The sequence below is a fragment of the Pseudomonas sp. 58 R 3 genome (genome assembly GCF_900006605.1).
GTDB classification, from domain to species: domain Bacteria; phylum Pseudomonadota; class Gammaproteobacteria; order Pseudomonadales; family Pseudomonadaceae; genus Aquipseudomonas; species Aquipseudomonas salomonii.
The window spans coordinates 22,692-38,067 of the sequence record NZ_CVTT01000035.1; the positions used below are offsets into that span (position 1 = coordinate 22,692).

Genomic DNA, 15,376 nt, shown 5'->3' on the forward strand with positions numbered 1-15,376 from the left:
GCCTTTCTGTAATACGCTGCTGCCAAGTGTGTGAGCAACCGGAGAAATACGCCGATGAATATTCTTGTGAAGGCATCGCTATGACGCTGTTCTATGACGCGCGGGGCAATATTTACGGGGTGGTCAGCCCCGGCTATCTGCGCAGCAGAGGCATTGCAGTGCCTGAGTCCGCCAACCTGGCTGCCAGCACTCGAAAAGAATGGACAGCCTCAGCGATTGCGTCGGAGTGTGAGTGGGGCATGTTACCGCGTGCGGGCAATGCCAAGGCGCACCGCTGCGATGGTTTGCTGGTGGGGCCGTTCCAGTCTGCGCCGCCGTTTGACGTGTTGATCGTCAATACCGATGGCACGCTCGCCGAACGCAGTGGTAACGGGTTGACGATTTTCTCCCAGGCGCTGACGGATCAAGGTTTGATGGCCCAGGGGTGTGAGTTGCACGTGCATCACGACAAGCACGATGCAGCCTCGCCGGTGGCGACCTATTCGCAGCCGGCGACCTTTGAACAGGTTGCCGGTTTCTGGTTGGCCTTGGGGCAACCGGAATTCGGGCCAGCAGCGGTAGCCGCTGCCGGTGTTGACGCAGTAACGCTGGGGCAATGTGATTTCAGCCATGTGGCTGCACTGGCGGCGATCGACCCGCAATGGGCCGTCAGCCAGTTTGTCCGTGTGGGCAATCCTCATTGTGTGACGCTCGTCGAGCATGTCCTGGCCTTGCCGGACAATCAGTCGATGCACCAGCCCGCACTGTTTGAGCCGTTACGGGCCATTGCCTTTGCGCCGCCAGGCGGACGCGGCCAACCTTGTTCGGCTGGGGTCAATCTGCAATGGGCCGTACATTCTTCAGGCAATCGGGTCATCGCAAGGGTGTTTGAGCGCGGAGAAGGACCTACCGCGTCCTCGGGTACCAGCGCCAGTGCAGTTGCCTGCGCGGCATGGCGCGCGGGTTGGGTTGACGCCGGCGAGGTGGCCGTGGTCATGCCGGGTGGCACAGTGCCGGTGCATTTACAGTGCGAGGCCGAAACGCTGCTGAGCGTCAGTCTGTTCGGGACTGCATGCGTGCAAGCCTAAAGTATTAGAAGTGGCTGATATCTTGAATACGTGTCAGCCGTTTCTTTATCGTTTAGTTGTATGGTTGGAGTTGGTGTAAGAAGTTTCTTGTTGTTGAAGGTTATTGAATTCTACGAATTTATTATTTTGTAAAAGACGCGTCCGACCACGCTGTGCGAAACGTCTTTTTTATTTTTAAAGGGTCAAATTCCGCCTGAAGTCGCTAAGATTTATTGGGTTCAGGCGCTTTTTCCCGGCAGTTCAATCAATGCCCGATGGGGGGAGGCCTTTCAGTCAAATAATTGATGACGGGTAACTTAGGGATGGTTGAAACATCTGCCGCGCCACGTTTCAAGTTGATACTTCCAGACATAAACAATGACTTTCAGGTACTCGCTTTCAAAGGCCGAGAAGCCCTTGATCAGCCTTACTTCATTACCGTGCATTTAGTCAGCGAAAATCCCTCTCTGGATCTGGAGGCGCTGCTTCACCAGCCGGCTTACCTTGACTTTGGCGAATCCGATGCGGGGCTGCATGGGCACATCTATGCTATCGGCCGTGAGGGGCCCGGCGTTCGGCTCACTCGCTATCGTCTCACCCTGGCACCACGCCTGGCGTGCCTTGCCCATCGACACAACCAGCGGATCTTCCAACAACGCAGTGTGCCGCAGATTATTGCGGCGGTACTTGAGCACCACGGCATTCTGGCGGACGCCTATGCCTTCGAACTGGGCCCCGTGGCCTACCCACCCCGTCCGTTCTGCGTTCAGTACGCGGAAACCGACCTGCACTTTATCCAGCGGTTGTGCGAGGAGGAGGGTATTCACTACCACTTTCGCCATAGTCCGAGTAATCACGTGCTGGTGTTTGGTGATGACCAGACGGTGTTTCGGCGCCTGGCTGCACAGCGATTTTGTTCGACACACGAGTTGACCAAAACAAGAGCTATCCGGCAGTTCGGCGTGCGTCTGGAGACCCGTACCCAGCTGACGGTGCGCCGTGATCATGACTTCGAGCATCCGTCGCTGCGCCTGGAAGACAAGGCCGGGCCTGCATCGACGCAGCGCCTTGAGGACTACCATTACCCGGCTGGTTTCAACGACCATGCGCGAGGTCGGCAATTGGCGCACAGGGGCCTGGAGCGGCATCGGCGCGACCGCCAGCGTGCCGTGGGCAAAAGTAATCAACCGGTGCTGGGCAGCGGCCATTTTCTTGAGCTGTGTGGCCACCCGGACCCCACCTGCAACGACCTGTGGTTGCTCACGTCGGTGCATCACGAGGGGTATCAACCGCAGGTGCTGGAGGAAGCGACGCCTGTGGCGGGCACATTCCATGGCTACCGCAACCGGTTTAGTGCAACACCCTGGCGCGCCGTGCATCGGCCCCCCCTCCGACACCCGAAACCCAGCCTCAATGGCAGCCAAACCGCCATCGTGACGGGGCCATCAGGCGAGGAGGTGCACTGCGACGCCTACGGCCGAGTGAAGGTACGTTTTCATTGGGACCGCCTCGACCCCACGGATGACAACAGCAGTTGCTGGGTACGGGTAGCATCCGGCTGGGCGGGTGATGGCTTCGGCGCCATGCTGATTCCGCGGGTGGGCATGGAGGTGCTGGTAACCTTTCTGGAAGGCGACCCGGACCAGCCGTTGATCAACGGCTGCCTGCCCAATGCGTTGCACAGGCCGGCTTACCCTTTGCCGCAACACAAGACACGCAGTGTGTTGCGCAGCCGCAGTGTTCCGGGGGGCAGGGGTGCCAACGAGCTGCACCTCGAGGACCGCTACGGCGAGGAACTCATCTACCTGCGCGCCCAACGGGACCTGGAACAGCAGGTCGGCCATGACAGTCGCCTTGAGGTGGCGGGAGAGCGGCGGGAAATCATTCGCGGGTTAAGCACGGTTCACTTGGAAAGTGGCGAGCAGCGCCGTATCACCGGGGATCGCACTGTCATGCTTGGCACGAACGATCGGCTGGAGGTGCAGGGAGACAGCCATACGCATATCGGTCAGTCCATGGTTATCCAGGCCGGGCAGCAGATCGTCCTCAAGGCCGGCGCCAGCCTGGTCATCGATGCGGGCGCACAATTGAGCCTCAAGGCCGGGGGCGAGCACCTGATTATCCAGGCGGGCGGCATTTTCAGCAGCCGGCCTGTCACCGTTGGCGGCTTGCCGCCCTTCACTCGGTCGGCGAACCCATTATCGGCCATGGATGCACCGAACCTCTCGACGGCCCAAGGTACCCTTCTGGACGAGGCCCGGCAGTTGGGCGCGGACTTCTGCCCGGTGTGCGAGGCGTGTCGTGAAGGCCAGTGCACCCTCATGCGGAGGGCTGCCTGATGCCAAGTGAGCCGGGCCAGTGGATGGCTGAACAACAGCAGGCGGGGCGCCGACTGTGCTTGATCCTTGATGGTCACCACGACGCATGTCAGCAGCTGTTGGCGGTGCGCAACCTGTCACAGTATTGCTGCCTGTACGCTGAGACCGCCCTGGCCGAGTTGGCAGCGGCGGGCCCGGTGATTCTGCTGGTGGAGCAGGCGGACGACCCCGCGCTGGTTGACCTGCTGCACCACCCCGAAGCGAACTGGGGCTGGTTGGGCAGCCTGCCCGGCGATGATCTGGCTGGTGTGGTTCGGCATTGGCGCGAACGTCTGCTGGTAGGGCGCCAGGGAGGCCAGGCCCTGTATCGCTTTCACGATAATCGCACCTTGGCACGTGCTTTGACCCATTTGCAGGGCGAGCACTGGCCAGTGTTTCTCGGCCCACTGATCAGTGTGTGCTATTGGCACCAAGGCCATTGGTGTCAGGGTGAGAACCCAACGCCCGGTGAGTATCCGGTGCCTGTGCCTGCGCCCTGGCTGAACACGCCCAACCCTCAGGCCGAAGTGATCCTGCACGCCAATATCCTGCGTTATCTACTGACTGAACACAGCGAAAAGCTCGCCGGCTTGGTCGAGTTTCAGGACCCCAGAGTTTGGCTGGCGCAGGTTCTTGAGCAGGCCCGTGCCTGGCAATGGCGAGGCCCCCAGCAGCTCGAGTTTCTGGTGGTGCGCCGGTTGGAGGAGGCGACGCAAGGCAGCACGATGGGGTGGCAGCCGATAGCGGGCGAGGCACCAGCGGAACATTTTGAGCGGGTGTTACGGGAGTGGCAAAAGCATGAATAGGTGGGCGTGCAGCGTTTTGATAACGCTCGGTGTTGGATGGCTCTCGGGTTGTGCGCTGACACCGCCGGCTGAGCGTTTTACGCTGGAGGTGGATTTGCCGGCGCAATTTCGATTTATCGGGGCGGCCAACTACCGTCCCGCCAGGTATGAGCTCTGCACCCTGCCGCAGCGTCGGGGCAAAAGGCCTGAGCGCAAGATCTTTATTGCCGATTACAAACCCGTGGCTGGACGGGTGAGCTATGAGTTCCCGCTGACTGAAACCATTGAGGGGTGCCCTTCGGTGTTGCGTAGCGTGGAGTTCACTCTTTATGCGAAGTGGGGTGAGCTTGACACTGATGTAGGGGGCAGCTTCGCGGCAATGTCTTTCGCAGATCCTATTGAGTCTGAACGCGTAGCAGCGATGCCCGAGTCGGGTGTACAGGAGTTAATTGGACAATGCATGTGGTTTTTCCGGACAGCCGGCCCCGAGCATGCGATCAGAAAACTTTTGGAATGTAACGCGTTGGACGCGCACGGGAAAAGGCAAAAAACGCGCCCGGGTGGTGTAGTACAGAGAGAGCTGCTTCCTGGGAAAAAAGTAAGGCTGACGTTGAGCGTTACAGACGAGGAGGCACCCGCTTTTGAGGATACTTGGCTGGCTGTACCGGGGGGGTGGAGACGGTGCCGGGGTAAAAATTTCGAAGATCTATCCGGATACTGTGGCAGTAATACCACGGACTTTAAACCTATAACGATGCCGGATGGACGTGTCTGCGATGTTTATCCAACGTGCAATTAACAAGGAGTTGACTCATGAACCAGGCAGCATGGAAGCAACCTTTTTTCAGTAACGAGATGTCTGCTTGCCCGTTGAAAGGGCATTGGGCAAGCGTTTCTCTAGTTGACGAAACGGGCAGCGGGAAGGCTTATGGCGGGCTTGTCTACACAATCCAGGACAATACAGGGCGTCTGTACAAAGGAAGGTTGAATGGAGAGGGGTATGCCAAGCTCGAAGGGTTTTACTGTGGCCCGGTAATTCTTTCTCTGGATTCGCAGTATTCCGGCGAGGAGGAGCCGTATTCCAAATTGAGAAAGCGCAAGACTTACCCGTTACCTATCACCGAACTTCAAGCCCGCGCCGAACACACCCGATTTTCAGCGGCTGATGGCCAACGTATAGAGGGCAACCCTGCACAACGCCAGGCCGACCGATTTTATCAGGTTGAGGTGCGCGATCTGGTACGACATATTGCCCATCTGCCGCCGTTTGCCCCCAGAACCTATCACCCCCCAAGGCATGCGCTGAAAATGATGGCCGAGCTGGGGTTCGGTCCGGCGCAGCCCGCATTGTCAGGCGTCGTGTTGTTCCCCAACCTGCACACGGTGTTGGAGGTACGGCCTTTGCGGGCACTGCGCCCGATGTTGTCGACCGATGATCAGTTTTGTGCGTTGAACCTGTATCAATTGGCGTTGATGTCCACATTGAGCTACTGCAATTTTGGCCAGCAGCCTGCAAAACCTCCGGTGGAACACGTCAGTTTTCCCCTGGATCCCAGCGCAGGCAATCTGTTCGCGGAAAAACTCTCGGGGTTTCAAGAAGCCTGGAAGGTCGATCGTGATCAGTCTCAGCGTTTTTTCCCGTTGTATGAAGAGGTTCCATACTCCCAGCGGTTTGAGATTTTGCCCTTCGATCCTGAGTTGTATCCACAGAATCGGCCGAAGCTTGGAGAGAAACAGGAACATCCTGCCAGCCTGCATTTTTTTGATGATGAAGCGTCCGGTACTGATACCCAAGCGTTTATCAGTCATCACAACGAAGTAATTTTGATCGCTGTTCGAGGCACCGCCAGTGGTGCCGATGCACTACGCGACGCTAATGCCCACCAAGTGCCCTTTACCGATGGTGTTGGCAAAGCCCATGAGGGTTTTTATCTGGCCTATCGAGCGATGCGCGATTTTGTTCTGCATTACCTTGATCAATTCCACAACGGCCAGCGCATTGTGATTTGTGGCCACAGCCTTGGCGGCGCCATCGCGTTACTCCTGGCAGAGGGGTTACGCCGAGTTACTCGCGTTAAGTACAACATCCTCCTCTACACCTACGGCGCTCCCCGCGCCGCAGACTCCGAGTTCACCGAAGGCGCCACCGCCCTTATCCATCATCGCATCGTCAACCACAACGATCCGGTCCCCAGTGTCCCTGCCACGTGGATGAATACCACCGCCAAACTCTGGGTGCCGGGCGCCATCACGCTTTTTGCCGCGCCGGGGGCGGGTGGCCTGCTGTTCGCTGCCGGCCTTGTGCGTGTCGGCGGCAACCCTTACCAGCACCACGGCGAACAGCAGCACTTCATGCCTATCAAGCTGGCGGACGGCACGCACTCCTCGGTGTTATGGGCGCCCGGTTGTGAATCAATCCTCGAGGCCGGATGCAACCGGGTGCTGCAACTGCAAGGCGATATGCCCGAGCGTGCCAACCTGTTGAAACAACTGTTCCAGGCCAGCCAGCACTTCATGACCGCCAGTTACATTCCAGCCGCGTGGGCCACTCTGCGTCGCTGGCAGCAAACCGTCGACAGCCAGGGGCCTTTGATCACCGCCAGAGAGTTCGAGTTGATAGACCTGGCGCTCGACACAATGACGCAACAACTGCGCGACAAGAACCGCGAGCTCGAGCGTCGCCGCCCACCGAACCAGCGCGATTATGGGCATGCGCATAACCAGGCGCTGAACGCTGAAGTCGACCGCTTGCGCAGCAGCCGACGTCGATTGGAGTCGTTGCGCTGGCGGCGCCTGGACCGGCGTGACGTGTATGGCAGCCACGCCGACTCCACCGGTTTGCAGCCCAGCGTGAAGCGCTGGTTGCGCCACCCTGAAAACCGCAGGTTGGCGCAAATCGCCAGTATTCCTGCGCCGCTTAAGGACAGCGCCGGGCGGGTGCAGCCACTGGATATCGACTCAATTGTCTGACCCGTTGCTTACAAAAACTCCACCTGTGCCGGCCTGCGTTGCATCAGCACCTTGCCCTTGCGGATCGAATACAACGGCAGGCCCTGGCTACGGATCACCTCGTAGTCACTGTCTGCCGAAAGGACCAGCAGGTTGGCCGGGCGACCGGGTTCCAGGCCGTAACGATCACCCAGGGCCATGGCCTTGGCGCTGTTGTCGGTGACCAGGTCCAGGGCGCTCTGCAGGTTGCGGTAACCCAGCATGTGGCAGATGTGCAGACCGGCTTCCAGCACGCGCAGGATGTTGCCGTTGCCCAGCGGGTACCAGGGGTCGACGATGGAGTCCTGGCCGAAGCAGACGTTCATGCCGGCCTCGAGCAGTTCATTGACGCGGGTGACGCCTCGGCGTTTCGGGAAACTGTCGAAGCGCCCCTGCAGGTGAATGCTTTCGGTAGGGCAGGAGACGAAGCTGATGCCCGAGTGCCCCAGCAGGCGAAACAGTTTGGCGCAGTAGGCATTGTCATAGGAGCCCATCGCTGTGGTATGGCTGGCGGTGACGCGCGCGCCCATACCGCGGCTGCGGGCTTCTTCGGCGAGCACTTCGAGAAAGCGCGAGTGCGGGTCATCGGTTTCGTCGCAGTGCACGTCCACCAGGCAGCCGGTGCGTTCGGCCAGGTCCATCAGGAACTTCACCGAACTCACCCCTTGGTCGCGGGTGTATTCAAAGTGCGGGATGCCACCGACTACATCAGCGCCCAGGCGAATGGCCTCCTGCATCAGCTCGCGGCCATTACGGTAAGACTCGATGCCCTCCTGCGGGAAGGCGACGATTTGCAGGTCGATCAGGTGAGTGCTTTCTTCACGCACCTCCAGCATGGCTTTGAGCGCAGTGAGGTCAGGGTCGGTGACATCGACGTGGGTGCGCACATGCTGGATGCCATGGGCGGCCAGGGCCTGGATGGTTTTCTTGGCGCGAGCCTTGGTGTCTTCCTGGGTGATGGTGGCTTTGCGCTCGCCCCAGCACTCGATGCCCTCGAACAGGGTACCGCTCATGTTCCAGCGTGGCTCACCGGCGGTCAGGGTCGCGTCGAGATGGATATGTGGCTCCACGAAGGGCGGTATCACCAGGTTGCCGGCGGCGTCGAGGTCACCGGCCATTAAGGTGGGGGCCACGGTTTGTGCGGTAATGCGGGCGATCCGGCCGTGTTCCAGGTGCAGATCATGCAGGCCTTCACGGTTGCGCAGGCGGGCATTGATGATATGCATGGGCAAGTTCCTCTTGGCTTTGGATAATCAGGCAGGCAGCCGCCAGGTCATCAGGGTTATCAGCCACAAGGTTACCATCCTCATGGCAGCAGTCGGGTTCATGCCTGCACGTCAGTCAACGGTGCGCGCACGCGCAGGGCTGCGGTGAGTGCGATGTAGGCCAGGGACGCGGCCACAATCCCCACCAATGGCGCCACCCACGGTGAGTGAAACGCCAGCACGGTGCCCACGGCATACGCCGCCAGCCCCGGCCAATTGAACGCCGGCAGGCGTACATCGGCCAGGCGTGGGTATTGGCCGCGATAGCGGTAGAAGAAGTCCGCCATGATGACCCCGCCAATCGGCGGGATCACGGTGCCCAGCAGAATCAGATAAGGCACCAGCAGGTCGTACATGCCAAACAGTGCCAGCAGCGTGCCGATCACTGCGCCGGCCAGGGTCACGGTTTTGCGCCGCCGGGTTCGCAGCAGGTTGCAGCCGGCCACGGCGAAATTGTAGAGGGTGTTGTCCTGGGTGCTCCAGATGTTGAGCAGCAACATGGCCATCGCCGCCATGGCGAAACCTTGAAGCAGCAGTACCTCAACCACATCAGGTTGCTGATAGACGATGGCACCATAGGCACCGATCAACACCATCAAGCCATTGCCGATAAAAAAGCCGATCAGGCTGGCCAGCACCGCGACCTTGGCCGAGCGAGAAAAACGCGTCCAGTTGGTCGCCTGGGTGGCGCCGCTGACAAAGGTGCCGAATACCAGTGTGAGGGCGGTGGACACGTCCAGTTCCGCCGTCGGCACCACGGCCAGCAAGCCCTCCAGGCCGCCGACTTTGACGGTGGCGACCCACATCGACAGCAACAGCAGGATGCCCATGGCCGGCACCGCGATATAAGACAGAATCTCCAGCCCGCGATAGCCCACATAGGCGGTGGCGCAGAACAGCAGGCCAAACAGCACCATCAGTGCGAGCACCGTGCCTTGGTTCAATTCGAAATATTTGCCCAGTACCACGGCGGCGGTGGCGGTGCCCCAGGCATACCAGCCGATCTGGGTGAAGCCGAGGATCAGGTCGCTGAGTTTGCTGCCCACTTCGCCGAAGCAGAAGCGCCCCATCAGGACCGAATTCAAGCCGCTCTTGAACGCGATATAGCCCAGGCCCGCGGCGTAAATACCCAGCAACAGGTTACCCAAAGCCACGACACCGAGCATGTCGGTAAAACTGAACGCCACGCCCAGCTTGCCGCCGGCGAACATGGTCGCGGTAAAGAAGGTGAAGCCCAGCAACACCATGGCGGTGGACGCAAGGCCCTTGCGCGCATGCATCGGCACTTCGCTGAGGGGGTAATCGTTACCCGGTTCTTGCTGCGTCATGGCCTTGCTCCCTGGATGACTGACAGCCGTGCTGTTGCACTGCGCGTGCCAAACCGGCAGCGCGACGTATTTGTCGCCAGGCAGCTGTGTCGAGCGCGCCCAAGAAGGCACGAAAGCAGTGCAGCGGTGAGACAAAGTGGATCAGTCGAACAGCGTCTGGGTGGTCTCGCCACGATGAAACGCAAACGCCGCTTCAAGATCGCTTTCGATGGTGCGCCCACGGGACAGCGGGGGCAGGTCGTCGAGGGTGAAAAAGCCCACTTCAGTGGTTTCAAACCCGGCCGCCGGCGCCAGTTGGTCGACCCGCTCGCACAGAAAGTACAGCTTGTAGAAGTCCCGCACATCCGGGCGATACAAGCCCTTGGCCTTGTGCGTGACGCTGTACAGCGCGCGCGCCGTGACGCTCAGCCCGGCTTCCTCGCGGATCTCCTTGACGATGTTTTCCGCCGCTGACAGGCCGATATCGGCGTAACCACCGGGCAGCGCCCAGCAGCCGTCGGTCAATTCGCGCACCAGCAGAATCCGGTCGCCTTCGATCACCGCGCCGCGTACGTCAATCATCGGGGTTGAATAACGCTTGGCAAAATCCGGCACCAGCCCGGTGATGCGCGCAAGCGGCACATCCGCCAGTTGCGCAAGCATGCTGTGGGCAATCTCGGCAATTTCCTCGAGGCGCTCACGCTCAAAGTCGTCGGTGCAAAAATGCAGCCCCGTGGACGCCAGCGCCTGCAAGCGTTTGGCCTGGGCCAGCCAGAGGTTTTCCATGGGATATTCCTATAGATGTTTGATCATATAGAGGCGGCGCAGGCCGTGTTCCTCGGCGCGATGGGTGTGCAGATAGCCACGGCGACTGTACAGCGCGAGGTCCTCGGTCATCACCTCATTGTGCTCCTGTCGTAAAGGCTCAATCCACAGGCGCTTCGAAGATCGCCTCGATGGGCCGTTCGAACACCTTGGCGATCTTGAACGCCAGCGGCAAACTCGGGTCGTAGCGGCCGGTCTCGATGGCGTTGATGGTCTGGCGCGATACGCCCAGGCGCTGCGCCAGCTCGGCCTGGGACCAACCCAGTTCGGCGCGCAACGGGCGCAGCTGATTATTCATTGATAGCGCCTTGTGCCAATGATCGTGGCCACACACCAGACCCCGCCCATGATCGGCCATACCATAAAGGCCGACAGGCGCGGCAGGCCTGCGGTTTCCAGGAAACCGTAGCTGAAGGTGGTGAGGGCAGTGCACACAAATGCCACGGCAAGTGCTTCCAACTGAATCTTGCGGCCCAACTCATCCATGCTGTTCAGCCTGCGGATGATTGACACTGCCATCGCGATCATCGGAATAACCGGCAGCAATGCCAAGGCGATTTTCGCGGCGCCGTCAGGCATGGAGCGTACAAATGAGCTGGAAATTACCACGCAGGCAACGTACAGCAACACAATGGCTATAAATTCTACGAGGAAGCGTTTAGGCGACATGACTCTCTCCATGAGTAAAGTGTGCTTTACACTAGGTGTTCAGGTTTGTCGTGTCAAGCATGCTTTACATTGGCGCCGGCCAGGCATAAAAAAACCACCCGCAGGTGGTTTTAAACACTCAACCGCTTACTCGCCGCGATAGATGCAACCGCTGGTGCAGGTCTCATGGATGCGAATCGCGCTGAGTTCCGGCAACAGGGGTTTGAGCTCAGTCCAGATCCACTTGGCCAGCACTTCGCTGGTCGGATTCTCCAGGCCCGGGATGTCATTGAGGTAGTTATGGTCGAGGCGCTCGTACAGCGGCTTGAAAATCGCCTTGATTTCCGAGAAATCGCGGATCCAGCCGGTATGGGGATCCAGGTCGCCGCTCAGGTGGATCGCCACCTTGAACGAATGCCCGTGCAGGCGTCCGCATTTGTGGCCTTCCGGTACATGGGGCAGGCGGTGGGCGGACTCGAAGGTAAACTCTTTGAAGATTTCCACAGTATTTTAAGCTCGGTCAGGTATCTGGCAGGCGGAAAGTTTAACAGCTTGACCCCTTGCCGCGCATACCGCTGGGTCAGAGAGCTTGCAGTCGCTCGGCCAGTTCGCCGTTATCGGCTAGTTGCAGAAACTCATCCCCCAGCCGCCGGCTTTCACTCATCGCGGTTTGCCAGTATTTGTTGCGGCTCAAGTCATCGCCCATAAAGCGCTTGAAGTCGCTGCGGTCCGGCAATTTTCCATGGGGCAGGCGGGCCAGGTAGTCCCTGGAGGGCGCCAGTAGCAGCACATCCTGCAAGCCTTGTGGGTTACTGCGCCGCCATGGCAAGCCCTTGTCGAACCAGCCGGGGATCACCCGGTCGGTGAAGTGCGGGTACAGCACAATGTCGTCGCCGTGATAGGGCAGGTCGAGGTGATAGTCCAGCAGGCCACCGTCGCGGTAAGTGCCCGTGCCTGCGCCGGGCAGGTCGCGCACGCCTTGCATCACCATGGGGATGGAACCGGAGGCCAGCAGCGCCTGGCGCAGGTTGCCCAGCTGCAGGTCGAGGAAGCGCGAGGGGAAGTCCGTCAGCGCATGCACCGGAGGCGCCTGGCGCGGGTCGTGGATGATCAACCGCTCAAAATGCCGCGACAGCCGTGCACGGCCACGCAGGTTGTCGGCAATCACCGACGACAGGCCCAGTGCCAATCGCCCACGGTGGTCATCGGCGAGCAGGCCGTGGCTCTTGACCACCATGATATTCAGGCGATAGTCGGGGTTGTCCAGCACCCGCGCATCGCGGCCGGTCAGCAGGTCGTCGAGCATGCGTTGGCAGCTGCGGCTGACTTCGGCCATGGTCACGCCCTTGGCGAAGCGTTGTTCGTTATACAGGCGGCCGAGGTCCAGCAAGCCTTGCACCGGGTCGGGCAGGCACGCACTGGCAAACCGCCAGGAGCCGATGGACGCGCCGATCAGTGCGCGCTCACGCGGCGCGCGTGGCAACCAATCGCCGAACAGCGCCAGGTCCAGGCCTTGAATGCCCAACGCCTTGGGGCCACCGGCCGCACCGGGTAGGATGCCGACATCCGCCGGCGCAAGGCCTTGCTCGCGAATGCGTGTGAAAGCGCGTTTGCCGGCCTTGAGGGTCAGGGCGGGAAACTTGATGTGGATAGCAGTCATACAGGTCTCGGTTGCAGCGAACAGGCAATATAAGAGAAATCCTGCAGCGGTGGGTAAGGTTGCCGATTGAAAATTGCCATGGTGGCAATTCAGTTTCAGTTAAGTTGTCACGGGTACCGTGGTGGCCCATGTCCCTCATCGGGCCGCCCTCAAGGAACATCAGGATACGTAATGAAGGTAAATCTACGCGCGGGCAGGCTAGCGGCGCTGGTAATGCTTCTAGGCAGCGCAAGCCTGTCGGCCCATGACCTTGGGCAGGATGAAGCCCTGCGCCTGCGTCAGGAGGGCGTCATCGCGCCGCTGGAAGAGTTGCTGGGGCCGGCGCTGGAGCGCTATCCGGGCGCCAGGCTGCTGGACGCCGAGCTTGAGGAACACAAGGATAGGCCGGTGCGCTATATCTACGAAATCGAACTGTTGACCGTCGAAGGCGTGGTGCGCGAGATCGAGCTGGACGCCAGTACCGGTAAGCTGCTCAAAGATAAGGAAGACGACTGATGCGCCTGCTCCTGGTAGAAGACAACGTACCCCTGGCTGACGAATTGCTGGCCGGCCTGCAGCGCCAGGGCTACGCAGTCGACTGGCTGGCCGACGGCCGCGATGCCGCGTATCAAGGTCGCAGCGAACCCTACGACCTGATCATCCTCGACCTTGGCTTGCCGGGCCTGCCGGGTTTGGAGGTGCTGGCGCAATGGCGCGCGGCGGCCTTGGCCACCCCCGTGCTGGTGCTGACCGCACGCGATTCCTGGGCTGAACGTATCGAAGGGCTCAAGGCCGGCGCCGACGATTACCTGAGCAAACCCTTTCACCCCGAAGAACTCTACCTGCGCATCCAGGCGCTGTTGCGCCGTTCCCACGGCCAGGCCAACCAGCCGACGCTGCAATCCGCCGGCCTGCACCTGGATGAAGGGCGTCAGTGTGTGTTGCGCGATGGCGACGAGATCCAACTGACCGCCGCTGAATTCCGCCTGCTGCGCTACTTCATGTTGCACCCGCAACAGATCCTGTCTAAAAGCCACTTGGCCGAGCATTTGTATGACGGCGAGACCGAGCGCGACTCCAATGTGCTGGAAGTGCACGTCAACCACCTGCGCCGCAAACTGGGGCGCAGTGTGATCGAAACCCGGCGTGGCCAGGGTTACCGGTTTGGCGCCGCCCCGGCATGAGGTCGATTCAGCGGCGCCTGAGCCTGGGGTTGATCAGCGTCATGGTGGTGGTCGGCGTGGTGCTGGCGCAAACCAGCTTGTGGTTGTTCGAGGCCGGTTTGCAGCGCTACCTGGAAGCCGGGCTGCGCAACGACAGCGAGAACCTGCTGGCGGCACTGGTGCGTGGGCCCGAGGGTGTTCAGTTGGATGAGCAGCGTCTGTCACCGGCCTACCAACGGCCGTTTTCCGGGCATTATTTCCGCATTGATTTTGCCGACGTTCACTGGCGCTCCCGCTCGTTGTGGGACCAGGAACTGCCGCGCCTGACCGAGCCGGGGCTCAAGGGCAACCTGCAACTGGGCCCGGAACGCCAGCAACTGCTGGTGTTGCGTTCGGACTACAAGCGTTTCGGGCAGTTGATTTCCATCAGCGTGGCCCAGGACTACACGCCCGTGCGCGAAAGCTTTCGCTTGATGCGCCAGATCGGCTTGATCATCGGTTTGGCGGCGCTGTTGCTGGTGCTGATCCTGCAACGGGTCACCGTGCGCCGCGCCTTGCGCCCACTGGAGACGGCACGCAACCAGATTGCCCAACTGCAACAGGGCCGGCGCTCGCAACTCGATACCCAAGTGCCGTTGGAACTGGAGCCGCTGGTGGCGCAGATCAACCATCTGCTGGCCCATACCGAAGACAGCCTCAAGCGCTCACGCAATGCCTTGGGCAACCTTGGCCATGCGCTGAAAACTCCGTTGGCGGTGCTATTGAGTGCGGCCTCCAGCGAAGCGCTCAAGGATCACCCCGAACTCGGCAAACTGCTGCGCGAGCAGCTCGATCAAGTGCAGCAACGTCTCAACCGCGAACTCAATCGGGCCCGCCTGGCCGGCGAAACCCTGCCCGGCGCGCTGTTCGACTGTGAAAAAGAATTGCCCGGCCTGCTGGCCACATTGAGCATGATCCACGGTGAACACCTGGATTTGAGCTACCACGTCGACCCCGGCCTGCAATTGCCCTGGGACCGCGAAGACCTGCTGGAGCTGCTCGGCAACCTGCTGGATAACGCCTGCAAATGGGCGGACGCCGACGTGCGTTTGACGCTCAGCGAAACCCCGCGCAGCTTTCTGCTGGGCGTCGAAGACGACGGCCCCGGCATTCCGCAGGCCCAGCGTGAGCAAGTGCTCAGCCGCGGTGCGCGCCTGGATGAGCAGATTGACGGCCATGGCCTGGGGCTGGGGATCGTGCGGGACATCGTCGAGGTGTGGGGGGGGACGTTGCAGTTGCAGGACAGCGAACTGGGCGGGCTCAAGGTGCTGATCGAATTACCCAAACGTTGAGATCGTGCCCACGCGGAGCGTG

General features: G+C 60.5%; 15 protein-coding genes and 1 pseudogene. 8 read left to right on the forward strand and 8 right to left on the reverse strand.

The window, feature by feature from the left end; genetic code table 11:
* Positions 1-80 precede the first annotated feature (80 nt).
* The 5 genes from BFP92_RS05150 to BFP92_RS05170 all read left to right on the forward strand — a co-directional run bounded on the left by BFP92_RS05150 (position 81) and on the right by BFP92_RS05170 (position 7,158).
* The gene (locus BFP92_RS05150) at positions 81-1,067 is read left to right on the forward strand and encodes a hypothetical protein (protein WP_065912324.1); all 987 of its coding nucleotides are present in this window, start codon (positions 81-83) and stop codon (positions 1,065-1,067) included.
* 302 nt (positions 1,068-1,369) lie between these two features.
* On the forward strand, positions 1,370-3,385 hold the full coding sequence (tssI, locus tag BFP92_RS05155) for a type VI secretion system tip protein TssI/VgrG (protein WP_065912326.1): 2,016 nt from the start codon (positions 1,370-1,372) through the stop codon (positions 3,383-3,385).
* The gene (locus BFP92_RS05160) at positions 3,385-4,209 is read left to right on the forward strand and encodes a DUF4123 domain-containing protein (protein WP_065912327.1); all 825 of its coding nucleotides are present in this window, start codon (positions 3,385-3,387) and stop codon (positions 4,207-4,209) included. Before tssI ends, BFP92_RS05160 begins: the two co-directional genes overlap by 1 nt.
* Positions 4,202-4,987, forward strand: coding sequence for a hypothetical protein (locus BFP92_RS31990; RefSeq protein WP_065912329.1), 786 nt, complete (start codon positions 4,202-4,204; stop codon positions 4,985-4,987). The genes BFP92_RS05160 and BFP92_RS31990 overlap by 8 nt, the downstream gene beginning before the upstream one ends.
* 14 nt (positions 4,988-5,001) lie before the next feature.
* Positions 5,002-7,158, forward strand: coding sequence for a lipase family protein (locus tag BFP92_RS05170; RefSeq protein WP_065912331.1), 2,157 nt, complete (start codon positions 5,002-5,004; stop codon positions 7,156-7,158).
* 8 nt (positions 7,159-7,166) lie between these two features.
* Here BFP92_RS05170 and codA read toward each other — a convergent pair whose 3' ends face one another.
* The 8 genes and pseudogenes from codA to BFP92_RS05210 all read right to left on the reverse strand — a co-directional run bounded on the left by codA (position 7,167) and on the right by BFP92_RS05210 (position 12,881).
* A complete protein-coding gene (gene codA, locus BFP92_RS05175; RefSeq protein ID WP_065912333.1) occupies positions 7,167-8,402 on the reverse strand; it encodes a cytosine deaminase in 1,236 nt (411 codons plus the stop codon).
* Positions 8,403-8,500: 98 nt separating this feature from the next.
* A complete protein-coding gene (codB, locus tag BFP92_RS05180; RefSeq protein ID WP_065912335.1) occupies positions 8,501-9,769 on the reverse strand; it encodes a cytosine permease in 1,269 nt (422 codons plus the stop codon).
* A gap of 141 nt (positions 9,770-9,910) precedes the next feature.
* On the reverse strand, positions 9,911-10,534 hold the full coding sequence (locus BFP92_RS05185) for an NUDIX hydrolase (protein ID WP_065912337.1): 624 nt from the start codon (positions 10,532-10,534) through the stop codon (positions 9,911-9,913).
* Between the two features lie 9 nt (positions 10,535-10,543).
* A pseudogene (locus BFP92_RS31995) lies at positions 10,544-10,654 on the reverse strand (GNAT family N-acetyltransferase); the annotation flags it as partial.
* Between the two features lie 19 nt (positions 10,655-10,673).
* Complete coding sequence (locus BFP92_RS05195) at positions 10,674-10,871, reverse strand: helix-turn-helix transcriptional regulator (protein WP_056858770.1); 198 nt, start codon at positions 10,869-10,871, stop codon at positions 10,674-10,676.
* A complete protein-coding gene (locus BFP92_RS05200; RefSeq protein ID WP_065912339.1) occupies positions 10,868-11,242 on the reverse strand; it encodes a hypothetical protein in 375 nt (124 codons plus the stop codon). The genes BFP92_RS05195 and BFP92_RS05200 overlap by 4 nt, the downstream gene beginning before the upstream one ends.
* Before the next feature lie 126 nt (positions 11,243-11,368).
* Entirely contained in the window at positions 11,369-11,725 is a 357-nt protein-coding gene (queD, locus tag BFP92_RS05205; RefSeq protein ID WP_003237990.1) for a 6-carboxytetrahydropterin synthase QueD, read from the reverse strand.
* A 76-nt stretch (positions 11,726-11,801) separates the two neighbouring features.
* Positions 11,802-12,881, reverse strand: coding sequence for a patatin-like phospholipase domain-containing protein (locus tag BFP92_RS05210; RefSeq protein ID WP_065912340.1), 1,080 nt, complete (start codon positions 12,879-12,881; stop codon positions 11,802-11,804).
* Between the two features lie 171 nt (positions 12,882-13,052).
* Between BFP92_RS05210 and BFP92_RS05215 the strand changes: the two genes are divergently transcribed.
* Genes BFP92_RS05215 through BFP92_RS05225 form a run of 3 tightly spaced genes read left to right on the forward strand, consistent with a single transcriptional unit; the run spans position 13,053 to position 15,354 of the window.
* Complete coding sequence (locus tag BFP92_RS05215; RefSeq protein ID WP_065912342.1) at positions 13,053-13,376, forward strand: PepSY domain-containing protein; 324 nt, start codon at positions 13,053-13,055, stop codon at positions 13,374-13,376.
* On the forward strand, positions 13,376-14,044 hold the full coding sequence (locus tag BFP92_RS05220; RefSeq protein WP_065912344.1) for a response regulator transcription factor: 669 nt from the start codon (positions 13,376-13,378) through the stop codon (positions 14,042-14,044). The genes BFP92_RS05215 and BFP92_RS05220 overlap by 1 nt, the downstream gene beginning before the upstream one ends.
* Entirely contained in the window at positions 14,041-15,354 is a 1,314-nt protein-coding gene (locus tag BFP92_RS05225; RefSeq protein WP_065912346.1) for a sensor histidine kinase, read from the forward strand. Before BFP92_RS05220 ends, BFP92_RS05225 begins: the two co-directional genes overlap by 4 nt.
* Positions 15,355-15,376 lie beyond the last annotated feature (22 nt).

Bases quoted from the DNA above. Each gene is read 5' to 3' on its own strand.
- codB (WP_065912335.1), bottom strand. From the start codon at position 9,769: ATGACGCAGCAAGAACCGGGTAACGATTACCCCCTCAGCGAAGTGCCG.
- BFP92_RS05210 (WP_065912340.1), bottom strand. From the start codon at position 12,881: ATGACTGCTATCCACATCAAGTTTCCCGCCCTGACCCTCAAGGCCGGC.
- BFP92_RS05160 (WP_065912327.1), top strand. From the start codon at position 3,385: ATGCCAAGTGAGCCGGGCCAGTGGATGGCTGAACAACAGCAGGCGGGG.
- BFP92_RS05195 (WP_056858770.1), bottom strand. From the start codon at position 10,871: ATGAATAATCAGCTGCGCCCGTTGCGCGCCGAACTGGGTTGGTCCCAG.
- BFP92_RS05170 (WP_065912331.1), top strand. From the start codon at position 5,002: ATGAACCAGGCAGCATGGAAGCAACCTTTTTTCAGTAACGAGATGTCT.
- BFP92_RS05225 (WP_065912346.1), top strand. From the start codon at position 14,041: ATGAGGTCGATTCAGCGGCGCCTGAGCCTGGGGTTGATCAGCGTCATG.
- BFP92_RS05185 (WP_065912337.1), bottom strand. From the start codon at position 10,534: ATGGAAAACCTCTGGCTGGCCCAGGCCAAACGCTTGCAGGCGCTGGCG.
- BFP92_RS05150 (WP_065912324.1), top strand. From the start codon at position 81: ATGACGCTGTTCTATGACGCGCGGGGCAATATTTACGGGGTGGTCAGC.
- BFP92_RS05220 (WP_065912344.1), top strand. From the start codon at position 13,376: ATGCGCCTGCTCCTGGTAGAAGACAACGTACCCCTGGCTGACGAATTG.
- codA (WP_065912333.1), bottom strand. From the start codon at position 8,402: ATGCATATCATCAATGCCCGCCTGCGCAACCGTGAAGGCCTGCATGAT.
- BFP92_RS31990 (WP_065912329.1), top strand. From the start codon at position 4,202: ATGAATAGGTGGGCGTGCAGCGTTTTGATAACGCTCGGTGTTGGATGG.
- tssI (WP_065912326.1), top strand. From the start codon at position 1,370: ATGGTTGAAACATCTGCCGCGCCACGTTTCAAGTTGATACTTCCAGAC.
- BFP92_RS05215 (WP_065912342.1), top strand. From the start codon at position 13,053: ATGAAGGTAAATCTACGCGCGGGCAGGCTAGCGGCGCTGGTAATGCTT.
- BFP92_RS05200 (WP_065912339.1), bottom strand. From the start codon at position 11,242: ATGTCGCCTAAACGCTTCCTCGTAGAATTTATAGCCATTGTGTTGCTG.